This window comes from Pseudomonas sp. SDO5522_S412 (genome assembly GCF_054071215.1).
The window spans coordinates 1-15,968 of the sequence record NZ_JBSVWQ010000138.1 but is presented as its reverse complement, the minus strand read 5'-3'; the positions used below and the strand labels follow the sequence as shown (position 1 = coordinate 15,968).

Sequence of the window (15,968 nt, the reverse complement as noted above, 5' to 3'; positions counted from 1 at the left end):
GCAGTGGGTCAGCCAATGAATCTGTTGACTGATACACCGCATTCGCGAGCAAGCCCGCTCCCACATTTTGATCTGTGTTGTGTCAGGCAGGGTTTCATCAGTGCAAAAAAAACGCCCCGAACCAGTCGGGGCGTGATTACTGTGCGGCACTGCGGTTAGGTCTTCCGTGGGGCCGCAGTGGCCGTGTACTCAGTACTTAGTGGAACTGCTCTTCTTCGGTCGAACCGGTCAGCGCAGTCACGGACGAGGTGCCGCCCTGGATCACGGTGGTCATGTCGTCGAAGTAACCGGTGCCCACTTCCTGCTGGTGCGCCACAAAGGTGTAACCCTTGGCAGCATCAGCGAACTCTTGTTCCTGCAGCTTCACGTAGGCAGTCATGTCGTTGCGGGCGTAGTCGTGCGCCAGGTTGAACATGCTGTGCCACATGTTGTGAATGCCGGCCAGGGTGATGAATTGGTGCTTGTAGCCCATGGCAGACAGTTCACGCTGGAACTTGGCGATGGTCGCGTCGTCCAGGTTCTTCTTCCAGTTGAAGGAAGGCGAGCAGTTGTAGGACAGCAGTTGATCCGGGTATTCCTTCTTGATGGCTTCGGCAAAGCGGCGGGCTTCGTCGAGGTCCGGCTTGGCAGTTTCGCACCAGATCAGGTCGGCGTACGGCGCGTAGGCCAGGCCACGAGCGATCGCCTGGTCGAGACCGGCGCGCACTTTATAGAAACCTTCCTGGGTACGTTCGCCAGTCACGAACGGCTGGTCGTACGGGTCGCAATCCGAGGTCAGCAAATCAGCCGCGTTGGCATCGGTACGGGCCAGGATGATGGTCGGAGTGCCAGCAACGTCAGCAGCCAGACGAGCAGCCGTCAGCTTTTGAACAGCTTCCTGGGTTGGAACCAGTACCTTGCCGCCCATGTGGCCGCATTTCTTCACCGAAGCCAGCTGGTCTTCGAAGTGAACGCCGGCAGCGCCTGCCTCGATCATGCTCTTCATCAGCTCGTAGGCGTTCAGTACGCCACCGAAACCGGCTTCAGCGTCTGCAACGATCGGTGCGAAGTAGTCGATGTAGCCTTCATCGCCCGGGCCTTTACCGGCTTTCCACTGGATCTGGTCGGCACGGCGGAACGAGTTGTTGATGCGCTTGACCACGGTTGGCACGGAGTCCACCGGGTACAGCGATTGGTCGGGGTACATGGATTCAGCGGAGTTGTTGTCCGCTGCCACTTGCCAGCCAGACAGGTAGATCGCCTGGATACCGGCTTTGACCTGTTGAACCGCTTGGCCGCCAGTCAGGGCGCCCATGCAGTTGACGAAATCTTTTTCGGGACGGAAGGACGGCTTGGCACCCTGGGTGACCAGCTTCCACAGCTTCTCGGCGCCGAGTTTTGCAAAGGTGTGCTCAGGTTGAACCGAGCCACGCAGGCGGACGACGTCAGCAGCGGAATAAGCGCGGGTCACGCCTTTCCAGCGTGGGTTTTCAGCCCAGTCTTTTTCAAGGGCTGCAATTTGCTGTTCGCGTGTCAGTGCCATGGGGAAAAACCTCGTCGCATAGGTCTAGGTGGAAAATTCCATTTGCCAGCCACGTATCAGTGCGTGGTTATGGCTGCTCGCTGACCAGAAGCTTAGGCGGTCAAGTCAGGCTCGGCGGGGAAGGCGACGGGATGAACGAGTGGCTCAAGGGGGAGTTGAGCAGGTAAGGGCGAACTGCGAACAGTCTTCGGGCGTCGTGGGCCTTTGTACGATCCATCAGTGTGTTGCCGGGTTACCTGGTTAGCTTCCGTCCCTCGGGACAACTTCGTTCCAGTCGCAACCTCGTCAAACACACCTTGTGGGCGGTACAGACACGAATCGGCTCAGGTGGGTGGCTTTGAGCGACGATCCGAAGGCCCTTGCCAGGGCCCCTGATTAGCGGGAGCGAGGCCATCATGCCCATGCTTTTTTGGATCGTCAAATGTTTTGTAGTGCTTTTTTTCAAGCACTACATCTTTGGTCTAATACGACTCGCCAGTCAGTTTTTGGTGCTTCAGTTCAGCGTGTCGACTTTGACCCGCAATGTCAGGTCATCGCGCCCTTGAGTAGAGTAGCTGCGGGTTGTAGTGGTTTTGTCGGCCTGGGTCTGGCGGTTGATACCGGCCAGGGTGATCCACTCGCCCAGGCGTCCGCTGACAGTTGTGTCGGTACTTTGCACGTTCACTACATCGGGACGTTCCTGGCTCATGCGGTCACGATTGGTACTGATGCTCAGGTGAACGGTCTCGCCGGTGACGCTGGCCGTCACGTAAAAGCCCTGGGTTACGTTGCGATACTGGGTCTGGTTCTGCGGGCGGCCGTAGGCATCGGGCTGGGTGGTGGTGAGGGGCACGCTCTGGCCGACCTGGATCAGCGCGGGCACGCCTTCGCTGGCCTGGATCTGCTGGATCCCGCCGTCACGGCTTTCGGTGCTGTAGGTGATGACCTGTGTTTGATTGTTGCCGTTGCTCTGCTGGTTGTTTTCGTTGGTGTCGACGGTGATCAACAGGCGTTTGGAAGGCGTATCCAGTTGCGCGAGCAGGGCGCGCAGGCCCTGGATCTTGTCGGGCTCGGCATTCACGATCAATTGGTTGCCGTAGGCGCTGACGGTGCCGTCCTTGCCGATAAAGTTCTGCGCCACCGGCAGCAGGTCGGCGCTGGTGCGGTTGCTCAGGGGCACGACTTCGGTGGCGGCCATCACCGAGAAACTGGTGGCCAGGAGCAACAGGGTGAGCAGGGTGCGTAGGGACATGTCCGTTATCTCTGCGAGTCATTTAGGCTAGATATTGCCAGTTTGTCGGCCTGGCGGGGTGCAAGTTGAATCCTGGACGGCAAAAGGCCCTGGCATCGGGGGATGGCAGGGCCTTTTGAGGTGTTGCTGATGGCGCCTTCGCGAGCAAGCCCGCTCCCACATTTGACCTCATTCCAAAGGATGTACTGGATCGAATGTGGGAGCTGGCTTGCCTGCGAAGGGCGCGGCGCGGTCTCGGATCAGCCCTCGCGCACCATATCAACGTGAGGAATCCCGACTTCCAGGAACTCATCGCTGACAATCTTGAAGCCCAGGCGCTCATAAAATGGCGCCGCATGGACCTGTGCACTGAGGATCTGCCGGGTCTGGCCGCGTTTCTCGGCCACGCCGATCACCGCTTCCATCAGCTTGTCGCCGACCTTCAGGCCGCGCCAGTCCTTGAGAACCGACACGCGGCCGATCTCGCCGGTAGGCAGCAGGCGTGCAGTACCGATGGGAAAGTCGCCTTCGAACGCCAGGAAATGCACGGCACTCGCGTCGTCTGCATCCCATTCCAGCTCCGGTGGAACCGATTGTTCAGCGATAAATACCGCTTCACGAATGCGCCGTATCTCGGCGATATCCTTTTGCCAGTCCGCGACACTTACGTGAATCTTATTCATCGGCAAACCCCAGGCTCCCTTGCTTGACCAGTTCCCACAGCAGGGCGCAGCCATCTTCATCCGCCAGCCATGGGCCGAGGTTGTCGATGTGCAGGGCGTCGGCGGCGCACACCAGCTTCAGCAGTTCCCGCAGCTTGCCCGGCAACAGGCGGCTCTGGCCGCTGGCGAACAGCAGCAGGTCGTCGTCGACTTCGGACCAGGCCAGGCGGGCGCTCGGGTTGCGGATCAGCACGGCGCCGTTTTCCAGGCTGCCCAGCAGGTCTTCTTCTTCCACTTCCGGGCCGGCGACCAGTTCCGGGTAGCGCGGCTCGGTCATGAACTGGCCGAACCAGGTCAGCAGCATGCGCTCGTCGCTCATGTGCTCGGCCAGCAGGCTTTTCAGGCGGTCGAGGGCGTCGCCCTGGATCTGGTGCGGGTCGCTGACCGGCTGGGCATCGGCGTCGGTGTAGCGCTCTTCGTCAGTCAGGTACTGGCTGAGGAAGTCGGTGAAGTGGGTCAGCACTTCAGCGGCGCTCGGGGCGCGGAAGCCTACGGAGTAGGTCATGCAATCATCCACGGCCACGCCGCAGTGGGCCAGGCGGGGCGGCAGGTAGAGCATGTCGCCCGGTTCCAGCACCCATTCGGCGGTCTCTTCGAATTCAGCGAGGATGCGCAGGTCCGCGTGTTGCAGCAGGGGGCTTTCGGAGTTGCACATCTGGCCGATCTTCCAGTTGCGCTTGCCGGAACCTTGCAGCAGGAACACGTCGTAGTTGTCGAAGTGCGGGCCCACGCTGCCACCCGGGGCGGCGTAGCTGATCATCACATCGTCAATGCGCCAGCTTGGCAGGAAGCGGAAGTTTTCCAGCAGTTCGGCCACTTCCGGCACGAACTGGTCGACCGCCTGCACCAGCAGGGTCCACTCGCGCTCGGGCAGGGTGCTGAAGGCATCTTCGGCGAACGGGCCGCGGCGCAACTCCCACGGGCGTTCGCCGTGTTCGATGATCAGGCGCGACTCGACTTCTTCTTCCAGCGCCAGGCCGGCCAGTTCGTCGGCGTCGATCGGGCTTTCGAAGTCAGGGATGGCCTGGCGGATCAGCAGGGGTTTTTTCTGCCAGTAGTCGCGCAGGAATTCCCGTGCCGTGATGCCGCCCAGAAGTTGAAGAGGAATGTCAGGATTCATGTGTAACCTATTGAAAAAAAGCACTTTTCAGACGGGAATAAAAACGCCCGGCGCTGCCGGGCGTCTCAAGGGGTCAAGCTTCTATCAGATGCGTTTGGCTTGAGCCACAGCGTTGCCGATGTAGTTGGCCGGGGTGAGCAGTTTCAGCTCGGCCTTGGCGGCGGCTGGCATGTCCAGGCCGTCAATGAAAGTTTGCAGCGCTTCGGAGGTGATGCCCTTGCCGCGGGTCAGCTCTTTGAGCTTCTCGTACGGGTTTTCGATGTTGTAGCGGCGCATCACGGTCTGGATCGGCTCGGCCAGGACTTCCCAGCAAGCGTCCAGGTCGGCGGCGATCTTCTGCTCGTTGAGCTCCAGTTTGCTGATGCCTTTGAGGCTGGCTTCGTACGCGATCACGCTGTGGGCGAAGCCCACGCCGAGGTTGCGCAGTACGGTGGAGTCGGTCAGGTCGCGCTGCCAGCGGGAGATTGGCAACTTGCTGGCCAGGTGCTGGAACAGGGCGTTGGCGATCCCGAGGTTGCCTTCGGAGTTTTCGAAGTCGATCGGGTTGACCTTGTGCGGCATGGTCGATGAACCGATTTCGCCGGCAATGGTGCGCTGCTTGAAGTAGCCCAGGGAGATGTAGCCCCAGATATCGCGATCGAAGTCGATCAGGATGGTATTGAAGCGCGCAATCGCGTCGAACAGCTCGGCGATGTAGTCGTGGGGTTCGATTTGCGTGGTGTACGGGTTGAAACCCAGGCCCAGTTCGTCTTCGATGAAGGCGCGGGCGTTTTCTTCCCAGTCGATCTCAGGATAGGCCGACAGGTGGGCGTTGTAGTTGCCTACGGCGCCGTTGATCTTGCCCAGCAGCGGTACGGCCGCGACTTGAGCGATCTGGCGCTCCAGGCGGTACACCACGTTGGCCAGTTCTTTACCCAGGGTGGTCGGCGAAGCCGGCTGGCCGTGGGTGCGCGACAGCATCGGAACGTCGGCGAAACGGATCGCCAGTTCGCGGATGGCGTCGGCAGTCTGGCGCATCAGTGGCAGCATCACGTCATCACGGCCTTCGCGCAGCATCAGGGCGTGGGACAGGTTGTTGATGTCCTCGCTGGTGCAGGCAAAGTGGATGAACTCGCTGACCTTGGCCAGTTCCGGCAGCTTGGCCGCTTGCTCTTTGAGCAGGTATTCGATGGCTTTAACGTCGTGGTTGGTGGTGCGCTCGATCTCTTTGACACGCTCGGCGTGCTCCAGAGCGAAGTTTTCCGCCAGGGCGTTCAGCACAGCGTTGGCTTCGGCAGAGAACGCCGGCACTTCGCTGATGCCAGGGTGAGCGGCCAGGCGCTGGAGCCAGCGCACTTCAACCAGAACACGAGCACGGATCAAGCCGTATTCGCTGAAAATAGGGCGCAGGGCCTGGGTTTTGCCGGCGTAGCGGCCGTCAACAGGGGAAACCGCAGTGAGCGAAGAAAGCTGCATGGGGTGTTCTCGGACAGTCGGGCAACGAAATGGGGCGCGTATCATACATGAAAAAATCCGCCGGTCCGTTGCCAACTGACCGGCGTATTACGCGTGGGGCTATAAAAAAATCGGTTGCTGCGACTTATTCGTTGCGCATCAACGGGTAAAGCTCTTTCAGCAATTTGCGTCGGCTGACCACCAACTGCCAGCGATGACCGCCCAATTGGCGCCATAACCGCGCCGAACGAATACCGGCCAACAGCAGGGCGCGGATTTTCGAGGCGTTGTTCGGTTGTTGCAGGTTGCGCATATCGCCGTGCACCTGGATCCGCTGGCGCAAGGTGCTCAGGGTGTCCTGGTACAGGGCGCCACAGGCTGCGATCACGTTTTCGTGGGCCGGGCCAAAATGCTCGACCTGGGACTGGATCTGCGGCAGGCGCTTGCCGATGGTGTCCAGCAGGTCGTCGCGCTTGGCCAATTGACGCTCCAGGCCGAGCATCGACAGGGCGTAGCGCAGCGGCTCGCGCTGCAAGGTGCTTGGGTCGCGCTCGAGGGCGCCGACCAGTGCGCGATAACCTTCGCGCAGGGCCAGGTCGTCGCCGCCGTACACTTCCAGGGTGTCCTTCGGGTCGCGGATCAGCAGGCTGCCGAGCATGCAGGTCAGGCCGGCCTCGGTGACCTGGCCGGTCTTGGCGATCTTGTCCACCAGCACCGCGGCGAGAAACACGCCGCCCAGTGCCGTCAGTTGCTCCTGGGTCGGGCTCATGCCTGGCTGCTCCAGGGTTCGGCAACTTCGATCACACCGCCCCCCAGGCAAATCTCTCCGTCATAGAACACTACCGATTGGCCCGGTGTTACGGCGCGCTGCGGGTCGTCGAAGGTGGCGCGATAGCCGGTGGCGGTTTTTTCCAGGGTGCAGGGCTGGTCGCTCTGGCGATAGCGCACTTTGGCCGTGAGGCGGCGCGGGCTGCTGAGGTCCACCGGGTTGACCCAGTAGATGTCCGAGGCCAGCAGGGCACGGGAGAACAGCCATGGGTGGTCATTGCCCTGGCCCACGATCAGCTCGTTGTGCTCGAGGTCCTTGACCAGCACGTACCACGGCTCTTCGCCGGCGTCTTTCAAGCCGCCGATGCCCAGGCCCTGGCGCTGGCCGATGGTGTGGTACATCAAGCCGTGGTGACGGCCGATGATCTCGCCTTCGGTGGTCTTGATCTCGCCCGGTTGCGCCGGCAGGTACTGTTTGAGGAAGTCGCTGAAACGGCGCTCGCCGATAAAGCAGATCCCGGTGGAATCCTTCTTCTTGGCGGTGGCCAGGCCGTGTTTCTCGGCAATGGCGCGCACTTCGGGCTTTTCCAGCTCGCCCACCGGGAACAGTGTCTTGGCGATCTGTTCGCCGCCGACGGCGTGCAGGAAGTAGCTCTGGTCCTTGTTGGCGTCCAGGCCCTTGAGCAGCTCGGTGCGGCCATCGATGTCGCGACGGCGCACGTAGTGGCCAGTAGCAATCAGATCGGCACCGAGGATCATCGCGTAGTCGAGGAACGCCTTGAACTTGATCTCGCGGTTACACAGGATGTCCGGGTTCGGCGTGCGACCGGCCTTGTATTCGGCCAGGAAGTGCTCGAACACGTTGTCCCAGTACTCGGCGGCGAAGTTGGCGGTGTGCAGCTTGATGCCGATTTTGTCGCAGACGGCCTGGGCATCCGCCAAGTCGTCCATGGCGGTGCAATATTCCGTTCCATCGTCTTCTTCCCAGTTCTTCATGAACAGGCCTTCCACCTCATAACCCTGCTCCATGAGCAGAACGGCGGAAACGGAAGAATCCACGCCGCCGGACATACCGACGATGACGCGCTTCTTTTGTGTGTCAGAAGGGGCTGGATCACGCATAGGATTTCAACGGGAGTCTTTAAAAAGGACGCGATTCTAGCAGGCTCGCGTCTGCAAGGCTAAAGAGAAGGGCGGATCAATTCGAGGCTGTGGCGCTGGCCGGCCAGATAATCGTCGATGCAGCGGATAATCAGCTCGCTGCGCCAGTCTTCGCGCAGGGCCATCAATTCGTCACGGGTCAGCCAGCGGGCGCGCAGAATACCGTCGTCCAGTGGGTAGTCCGGGTGGTGTTGCAGGGCCTTGGCGATGAAGCATACGCGCTGATAGGTCACGCCATTGCTGGGAGCGGTGTACAGGTAAATCCCTACAACCCCGGTGGCTTCGACGTCCCAGCCGGTCTCTTCGAGGGTTTCGCGCACGGCGGCCTCGGTCAGGGTTTCGTTCGGGTCGAGGTGACCGGCGGGCTGGTTGAGCACGGCGCGGCCGCCCTTGAGTTCTTCGACCATCAGGAAGCGGCCGTTGTCTTCGACGATGGTGGCGACGGTGATGTGAGGTAGCCAGGTCATAAAGTGCCTCGATTCAAGGTGTAACGCTGTCTTCAGGCGCGATTGCATTCAGTGTGGGAGCGGGCTTGCTCGCGAATACGGCGTGTCAGTTAAAGAGGTATTGACTGATCCACCGCATTCGCGAGCAAGCCCGCTCCCACATTTTGATTGGGTTTCTTCAATAAAAGCGCCATGTCCAGAAACAGAAACCCCGGCACAGGGCCGGGGCTTCTTTGCATCCTTACAACCTTACACCAGCGCAGCGATTGCCGCGTTGAGGGTGGCGCTTGGGCGCATGGCCTTGCTGGTCAGCTCGGCGTTCGGTGCGTAGTAGCCACCGATGTCCACTGGCTTGCCCTGGACAGCGTTGAGCTCGGCAACGATGGTTGCCTCATTCGCGGTCAGGGTCTTGGCCAGTTCGCCAAACTGCGCTTGCAATGCAGTGTCTTCGGTCTGGGCCGCCAGGGCTTGAGCCCAGTACAGCGCCAGGTAGAAGTGGCTGCCGCGGTTGTCGATGTTGCCGACTTTGCGCGATGGCGACTTGTTGTTGTCGAGGAACTGGCCGGTGGCCTGGTCCAGGGTCTTGGATAGTACCAGGGCTTTCGGGTTGTTGTACGTCACACCCAAATGTTCGAGGGATGCGGCCAGGGCGAGGAACTCGCCCAGGGAATCCCAGCGCAGGAAGTTCTCTTCAACCAGTTGCTGCACGTGCTTCGGAGCCGAGCCGCCAGCGCCGGTTTCGAACAGGCCGCCACCGTTCATCAGCGGCACGATCGACAGCATCTTGGCGCTGGTGCCCAGTTCCATGATCGGGAACAGGTCGGTCAGGTAGTCGCGCAGAACGTTGCCGGTCACCGAGATGGTGTCCAGGCCCTTGCGGGTACGCTCCAGGGTGAACTTCATCGCGTCGACCGGCGACATGATGCGGATGTCCAGGCCTTCGGTGTTGTGGTCTTTCAGGTAAGCCTGAACTTTCTCGACCACGACGCCATCGTGCGCGCGCTGTGGGTCCAGCCAGAAGATGGCCGGGGTGTTGCTGGCGCGGGCGCGGTTGACGGCCAGTTTGACCCAGTCCTGGATCGGCGCGTCTTTGGTCTGGCACATGCGGAAGATGTCGCCGGCTTCAACAGCCTGTTCCATCAGCAGGTTGCCCTTGCTGTCGGTGACGCGGACTACGCCGTCAGCCTTGATCTGGAAGGTCTTGTCGTGGGAGCCGTACTCTTCGGCTTTTTTCGCCATCAGGCCAACGTTTGGCACGCTGCCCATGGTGGTTGGGTCGAAGGCGCCATTGGCCTTGCAGTCTTCGATCACTGCCTGGTAGATAGTGGCGTAGCAGCGATCCGGGATCACCGCCTTGGTGTCGTGCAGCTGGCCGTCGGTGCCCCACATCTTGCCGGAGTCACGGATCATGGCAGGCATCGATGCGTCGACGATGACGTCGCTCGGCACGTGCAGGTTGGTGATGCCTTTGTCGGAGTTGACCATCGCCAGGGAAGGGCGAGCAGCGTATACCGCCTGGATGTCGGCTTCGATCTGCGCTTGCTGATCGGCCGGCAGGGCCTTGATGCGAGCGTACAGGTCGCCGATGCCGTTGTTCAGGTTGAAGCCGATCTGCTCCAGCACCACAGCGTGCTTGGCCAGTGCGTCTTTATAGAACTCGGCAACGATCTGGCCGAACATGATCGGGTCGGAAACCTTCATCATGGTGGCTTTCAGGTGAACCGACAGCAGCACGCCTTGTTTCTTGGCGTCTTCGATTTCAGCGGCGATGAAGCTGCGCAGGGCTTTCTTGCTCAGCACGGCGGTGTCGATGATCTCGCCAGCTTGTACGCTGGTTTTTTCCTTCAGGACGGTAGCAGTACCGTCCTTGGCGATCAGTTCGATCTTGACGGCATCAGCGCCTTCGATCTGAACGGCTTTCTCGCTGCCGTAGAAGTCGCCGTTGCTCATGTGGGCAACGTGGGACTTGGAGTCGGCAGCCCAGGCACCCATTTTGTGCGGGTGCTTGCGAGCGTAGTTCTTGACCGACAGCGGGGCGCGGCGGTCGGAGTTGCCTTCGCGCAGTACCGGGTTCACGGCGCTGCCCTTGACCTTGTCGTAACGTGCACGGGTTTCTTTTTCCGCGTCGGTGGTTACGGTTTCCGGGTAGTCCGGCAGGGCGTAGCCCTGGGCCTGCAGTTCCTTGATCGCAGCTTGCAGCTGAGGGGTCGAGGCACTGATGTTCGGCAGCTTGATGATGTTGGCTTCAGGGGTAACGGCCAGGTCGCCCAGTTCGGCGAGGTGGTCCGGCACGGCCTTGGCGCCCAGTTGCTCGGGGAAGCTTGCGAGGATGCGCGCGGCCAGGGAAATGTCGCGGGTTTCCACGGCAATATCAGCGGAAGCGGTGAAGGCCTCTACGATAGGCAGCAGTGAATAGGTGGCGAGGGCTGGTGCTTCGTCGGTGAAGGTGTAGATGATCTTCGAGCGGGTGGGCATATTCGGATTAACTCTCTTCTTTGCTGAAAGCATGCGCAGAAACTCGAGATGCGCCGGGTAAAGCGCGTTCGTTCAAAGTCATCCATGAGCGAAATGTCGAAGTTTCTTCGCGGTGATGTTGGGTTGCATCAGTCGAGCGTCAAGCGGGTGAGCTACTGTAGTAGCTCGGCTTTTCTGGCGGAGGGCGTCTGTCTAGAGCGGTCGGCCGTCGTGACTCTTTGGTCAGCGGCGGCATTATACATAGGTCGCTATGCTTACGCCGAGCCTTCATACAAAAGGTGTGTCGTCCATTGGTCTAAAGGTCGCAGGCAGCGGGTTGCGCCTAAAGTCGCATGATGTGCTCAAGATTGGCGCTTTTCCCTTTGCTTTCAAGCTTGTAGGCCGCTAAATGTGCTGTTTTCGACGCAAATGTGCAGGGCCTGAGGTTTCAGTCCTCATTTATCTGGAGTAGGCTCGAACGCAGCCAGATGTTCAATCCATAGATGGAGTTCAGCATGGGATACAAGAAGATTCAGGTTCCGGCAGTCGGCGACAAAATCACCGTCAATGCAGACCATTCTCTCAATGTTCCTGACAACCCGATCATCCCCTTCATCGAGGGTGACGGTATTGGCGTCGACATCAGCCCGGTGATGATCAAGGTGGTCGATGCAGCTGTTAACAAGGCTTATGGCGGCAAGCGCAAAATCTCCTGGATGGAGGTGTATGCCGGCGAAAAGGCCACCCAGGTTTACGACCAGGACACCTGGCTGCCCCAGGAAACCCTGGATGCGGTCAAGGACTACGTGGTTTCCATCAAGGGCCCGCTGACCACCCCAGTCGGTGGCGGTATCCGTTCGCTGAACGTGGCCCTGCGCCAACAGCTCGACCTTTACGTGTGCCTGCGCCCGGTGCGCTGGTTCGAAGGCGTGCCAAGCCCGGTCAAGAAGCCAGGCGATGTGGACATGACCATCTTCCGCGAGAACTCCGAGGATATTTACGCCGGCATCGAGTGGAAAGCCGGCTCCCCGGAAGCGATCAAGGTCATCAAGTTCCTGAAGGAAGAGATGGGCGTCACCAAGATCCGTTTCGACCAGAACTGCGGGATCGGCATCAAGCCGGTGTCCCTGGAAGGCACCAAGCGCCTGGCGCGCAAGGCCTTGCAGTATGTCGTGGATAACGACCGCGACTCGCTGACCATTGTGCACAAAGGCAACATCATGAAGTTCACCGAAGGTGCCTTCAAGGAGTGGGCCTACGAAGTGGCGGCCGAAGAGTTCGGTGCGACCCTGTTGGATGGCGGCCCGTGGATGCAATTCAAGAACCCGCGCACCGGCAAGAATGTGGTGGTCAAGGACGCCATTGCCGACGCCATGCTCCAGCAGATCCTGCTGCGCCCGGCGGAATACGACGTGATCGCCACCCTTAATCTTAACGGTGACTATCTGTCCGACGCCCTGGCGGCGGAAGTGGGCGGTATCGGTATTGCGCCGGGCGCCAACCTGTCCGACACCGTGGCGATGTTCGAAGCCACCCACGGTACTGCGCCGAAGTATGCCGGCAAGGACCAGGTCAACCCGGGTTCGCTGATCCTGTCGGCGGAAATGATGTTGCGCCACATGGGCTGGACCGAAGCGGCCGACCTGATCATCAAGGGCACCAACGGCGCAATTTCGGCCAAGACCGTGACCTATGACTTCCACCGCTTGATGGACGGCGCCAAGTTGCTGTCGTCGTCGGCGTTCGGGGATGCGCTGATTTCGCATATGTAAGCTGATACAGAGGCGTAAAAAACCGGCCTTATGGGCCGGTTTTTTTTAGAGCGTTTGCTCAGTGGCTGATCAGGCCAGTTGTCTTTTTGATTTTTGAGCGACGCCCTCTTTGGGGGTAGTGGCGCTGACTGGAGCGCTGATATTCACTGCGTGCAAGCCCTTGGGTCCCTGAATGATGTCGAAGGAAACCGGTTGCCCTGCCTTTAGTGTCTTGTAGCCATCCATTTGGATAGCCGAGTAATGCGCAAATAGGTCGTCAGTCTTGTCGTCTTCGTTGATGAAGCCGTAACCCTTGGCATTGTTGAACCACTTGACCTTACCGCTCGCCATGCCCATATCCCTCTGCACCAGACTCCATCACTGGAGTATCATCCAGTTTATCCGTCCTAACCCGAATAAATAAGGTTGACTGCGCGGACCTTTTTTACCCACTGTGGGTTCTATTGGTTGTAACACTGATTTGCCGATAGTCAAGGCGACCAGTCGGTCAGAGTTGAAATTCTGACAGGTCGCCCCCACCACTGTATTTGAACCACTGACGAACCTTTCTTTCCATGCATGCAATCAGCCAGATTCGACTAACATTCAATCAGGATCGCCCGGATCATCAAGAAGACGACGACGGTTCTGCAGGCATTGCTGTCCAGGAGGCCAAGCCTGCTTTACAGGCGCCGCCGATGTACAAGGTGGTTTTGTTCAATGATGACTACACACCGATGGATTTCGTCGTCGAAGTACTCGAGGTGTTTTTTAACCTGAACCGCGAGTTGGCGACCAAGGTAATGCTGGCCGTTCACACAGAAGGACGGGCAGTATGTGGAGTGTTTACCCGCGACATCGCCGAGACAAAGGCCATGCAGGTCAACCAGTACGCCAGGGAAAGCCAGCATCCGCTACTCTGTGAAATCGAGAAGGACGGTTAACTCCGACCACTTGGGTATGAGGTGAAGCTATGTTAAACCGCGAGCTCGAAGTCACCCTCAATCTTGCCTTCAAGGAGGCCCGTTCGAAGCGTCATGAATTCATGACCGTCGAACACCTGCTGCTGGCACTTTTGGATAACGAAGCTGCCGCCACCGTACTGCGTGCGTGTGGTGCCAATCTCGACAAACTCAAGCATGACCTGCAGGAGTTTATCGACTCCACCACGCCGTTGATCCCCGTTCATGATGAGGACCGCGAGACCCAGCCAACCCTGGGCTTCCAGCGGGTACTGCAGCGTGCCGTTTTCCACGTACAGAGCTCCGGCAAGCGCGAAGTCACAGGGGCCAATGTGCTCGTGGCGATCTTCAGCGAGCAGGAAAGCCAGGCCGTATTCCTGCTAAAGCAGCAAAGCGTTGCCCGCATTGACGTCGTCAACTACATCGCCCATGGCATTTCCAAGGTGCCGGGGCATGGCGATCACTCGGAAGGTGAGCAGGATATGCAGGATGACGAGGGCGGTGAGTCTTCTTCTTCGAGCAACCCGCTGGACGCTTATGCCAGCAACCTCAACGAACTGGCGCGCCAGGGGCGGATCGATCCGCTGGTGGGGCGTGAGCTGGAAGTTGAGCGCGTGGCGCAGATCCTGGCGCGTCGCCGCAAGAACAACCCGTTGTTGGTCGGTGAGGCAGGCGTGGGTAAAACCGCGATTGCCGAAGGCCTGGCCAAACGCATTGTTGATAACCAGGTGCCCGACCTGCTGGCCAACAGCGTCGTCTACTCCCTTGACCTGGGCGCATTGCTCGCCGGGACCAAGTACCGTGGCGATTTCGAGAAGCGCTTCAAGGCGTTGCTCGGCGAGCTGAAAAAACGCCCGCAGGCGATCCTGTTCATTGACGAAATCCACACCATCATCGGTGCCGGTGCGGCTTCCGGTGGGGTGATGGATGCGTCGAACCTGCTCAAGCCGCTGCTGTCTTCGGGCGATATCCGTTGCATCGGTTCGACCACGTTCCAGGAATTCCGCGGGATCTTCGAAAAAGACCGCGCCCTGGCGCGCCGCTTCCAGAAAGTGGATGTGTCCGAGCCTTCGGTAGAAGACACCATTGGCATCCTGCGCGGGCTCAAGGGGCGCTTTGAAGCGCACCATGGCATCGAGTACACCGATGAGGCGCTGCGTGCAGCCGCCGAGCTGGCATCGCGCTACATCAATGACCGGCACATGCCGGACAAGGCCATCGACGTGATCGACGAGGCGGGTGCCTACCAGCGCCTGCAGCCGGTAGAGAAGCGTGTGAAACGCATCGACGTGCCTCAGGTCGAGGATATCGTGGCGAAGATCGCGCGGATTCCGCCAAAACACGTCAACACCTCCGATCGGGAGCTGCTGCGTAACCTGGAGCGCGACCTCAAGCTGACCGTGTTTGGTCAGGATGCGGCGATCGACTCGCTGTCCACCGCGATCAAGCTGTCCCGCGCTGGCCTCAAGTCGCCGGACAAGCCGGTCGGTTCGTTCCTGTTCGCCGGGCCTACCGGCGTCGGCAAGACCGAAGCGGCGCGGCAATTGGCCAAGGCCATGGGGATCGAGCTGGTGCGTTTCGACATGTCCGAGTACATGGAGCGTCACACCGTGTCGCGCCTGATCGGTGCGCCTCCGGGCTATGTCGGCTTCGACCAGGGCGGCCTGTTGACCGAGGCGATCACCAAGCAGCCACATTGCGTGCTGCTGCTCGATGAAATCGAGAAGGCGCACCCGGAAGTCTTCAACCTGCTGTTGCAGGTCATGGACCACGGCACCCTGACCGACAACAACGGGCGCAAGGCGGACTTCCGCAACGTGATCGTGATCATGACCACCAACGCCGGTGCCGAAACGGCCGCGCGGGCTTCCATTGGCTTTACTCATCAGGATCACTCTTCCGACGCCATGGAAGTGATCAAGAAGAGTTTCACGCCGGAATTCCGCAACCGCCTGGACACCATCATTCAGTTTGGTCGCCTCAGCCATGAGGTCATCAAAAGCGTGGTGGACAAGTTCCTCACCGAGCTCCAGGCGCAGTTGGAAGACAAGCGCGTGCAGCTGGAAGTCTCGGACGCGGCGCGCAACTGGCTGGCGGAAGGTGGCTACGACGCGGCAATGGGCGCTCGGCCAATGGCTCGCCTGATCCAGGACAAGATCAAGCGCCCACTGGCGGAAGAGATCCTGTTTGGCGAACTGGCAGACCATGGTGGCGTGGTGCATATCGATCTGAAGGACGGCGAGCTGACCTTCGACTTCGAAACCACGGCTGAAATGGCCTGATAGCTGACGCAACAAAACAAAAAGGCGCCGAGAGGCGCCTTTTTGCTGCCTTGAACCCGATGCAGATCAAATGTGGGAGCGGGCTTGCTCGCGAATGCGGTGTGCCAGTCGACACAATCAGTGGCTGACACGCTGC

General features: G+C 59.8%; 13 protein-coding genes. 3 read left to right on the top strand and 10 right to left on the bottom strand.

Annotated elements, in window-relative coordinates:
- Positions 1 to 196: 196 nt before the first annotated feature.
- The 9 genes from aceA to ACW9I6_RS22660 all read right to left on the bottom strand — a co-directional run bounded on the left by aceA (position 197) and on the right by ACW9I6_RS22660 (position 10,858).
- Positions 197 to 1,522, bottom strand: a complete 1,326-nt coding sequence (gene aceA, locus ACW9I6_RS22700; protein ID WP_003219577.1) for an isocitrate lyase — start codon at positions 1,520 to 1,522, stop codon at positions 197 to 199.
- Positions 1,523 to 2,015: 493 nt separating this feature from the next.
- On the bottom strand, positions 2,016 to 2,753 hold the full coding sequence (locus ACW9I6_RS22695; protein WP_457339861.1) for a secretin N-terminal domain-containing protein: 738 nt from the start codon (positions 2,751 to 2,753) through the stop codon (positions 2,016 to 2,018).
- Between the two features lie 239 nt (positions 2,754 to 2,992).
- Positions 2,993 to 3,415, bottom strand: coding sequence for a GNAT family N-acetyltransferase (locus tag ACW9I6_RS22690; protein WP_003219580.1), 423 nt, complete (start codon positions 3,413 to 3,415; stop codon positions 2,993 to 2,995).
- Positions 3,408 to 4,574: a ribosomal protein uL16 3-hydroxylase gene (locus tag ACW9I6_RS22685; protein ID WP_003219582.1), complete on the bottom strand. Its 1,167-nt coding sequence runs from the start codon at positions 4,572 to 4,574 to the stop codon at positions 3,408 to 3,410. The genes ACW9I6_RS22690 and ACW9I6_RS22685 overlap by 8 nt, the downstream gene beginning before the upstream one ends.
- An 84-nt stretch (positions 4,575 to 4,658) precedes the next feature.
- Positions 4,659 to 6,029, bottom strand: coding sequence for an adenylosuccinate lyase (gene purB / locus ACW9I6_RS22680; protein WP_003219584.1), 1,371 nt, complete (start codon positions 6,027 to 6,029; stop codon positions 4,659 to 4,661).
- A 124-nt stretch (positions 6,030 to 6,153) separates the two neighbouring features.
- The gene (gene hflD, locus ACW9I6_RS22675) at positions 6,154 to 6,777 is read right to left on the bottom strand and encodes a high frequency lysogenization protein HflD (protein WP_003219586.1); all 624 of its coding nucleotides are present in this window, start codon (positions 6,775 to 6,777) and stop codon (positions 6,154 to 6,156) included.
- Positions 6,774 to 7,898: a tRNA 2-thiouridine(34) synthase MnmA gene (gene mnmA / locus ACW9I6_RS22670; RefSeq protein ID WP_003219588.1), complete on the bottom strand. Its 1,125-nt coding sequence runs from the start codon at positions 7,896 to 7,898 to the stop codon at positions 6,774 to 6,776. The genes hflD and mnmA overlap by 4 nt, the downstream gene beginning before the upstream one ends.
- A gap of 59 nt (positions 7,899 to 7,957) precedes the next feature.
- Positions 7,958 to 8,404, bottom strand: a complete 447-nt coding sequence (locus ACW9I6_RS22665; RefSeq protein ID WP_457339860.1) for an NUDIX hydrolase — start codon at positions 8,402 to 8,404, stop codon at positions 7,958 to 7,960.
- Between the two features lie 228 nt (positions 8,405 to 8,632).
- A complete protein-coding gene (locus ACW9I6_RS22660; RefSeq protein ID WP_087693052.1) occupies positions 8,633 to 10,858 on the bottom strand; it encodes an NADP-dependent isocitrate dehydrogenase in 2,226 nt (741 codons plus the stop codon).
- 494 nt (positions 10,859 to 11,352) lie between these two features.
- On the opposite strand from ACW9I6_RS22660, the gene icd reads away from it, so the two are divergent.
- On the top strand, positions 11,353 to 12,609 hold the full coding sequence (gene icd, locus ACW9I6_RS22655; protein WP_003219599.1) for an NADP-dependent isocitrate dehydrogenase: 1,257 nt from the start codon (positions 11,353 to 11,355) through the stop codon (positions 12,607 to 12,609).
- Positions 12,610 to 12,678: 69 nt separating this feature from the next.
- Here icd and cspD read toward each other — a convergent pair whose 3' ends face one another.
- Positions 12,679 to 12,939: a cold shock domain-containing protein CspD gene (gene cspD, locus ACW9I6_RS22650; protein ID WP_023658953.1), complete on the bottom strand. Its 261-nt coding sequence runs from the start codon at positions 12,937 to 12,939 to the stop codon at positions 12,679 to 12,681.
- 224 nt (positions 12,940 to 13,163) lie between these two features.
- Here cspD and clpS point away from each other — a divergent pair, with 224 nt between their 5' ends.
- The gene (clpS, locus tag ACW9I6_RS22645) at positions 13,164 to 13,532 is read left to right on the top strand and encodes an ATP-dependent Clp protease adapter ClpS (RefSeq protein ID WP_003219604.1); all 369 of its coding nucleotides are present in this window, start codon (positions 13,164 to 13,166) and stop codon (positions 13,530 to 13,532) included.
- A 29-nt stretch (positions 13,533 to 13,561) separates the two neighbouring features.
- Complete coding sequence (gene clpA, locus ACW9I6_RS22640; protein WP_003219606.1) at positions 13,562 to 15,832, top strand: ATP-dependent Clp protease ATP-binding subunit ClpA; 2,271 nt, start codon at positions 13,562 to 13,564, stop codon at positions 15,830 to 15,832.
- The last annotated feature ends 136 nt before the right edge of the window (positions 15,833 to 15,968 follow it).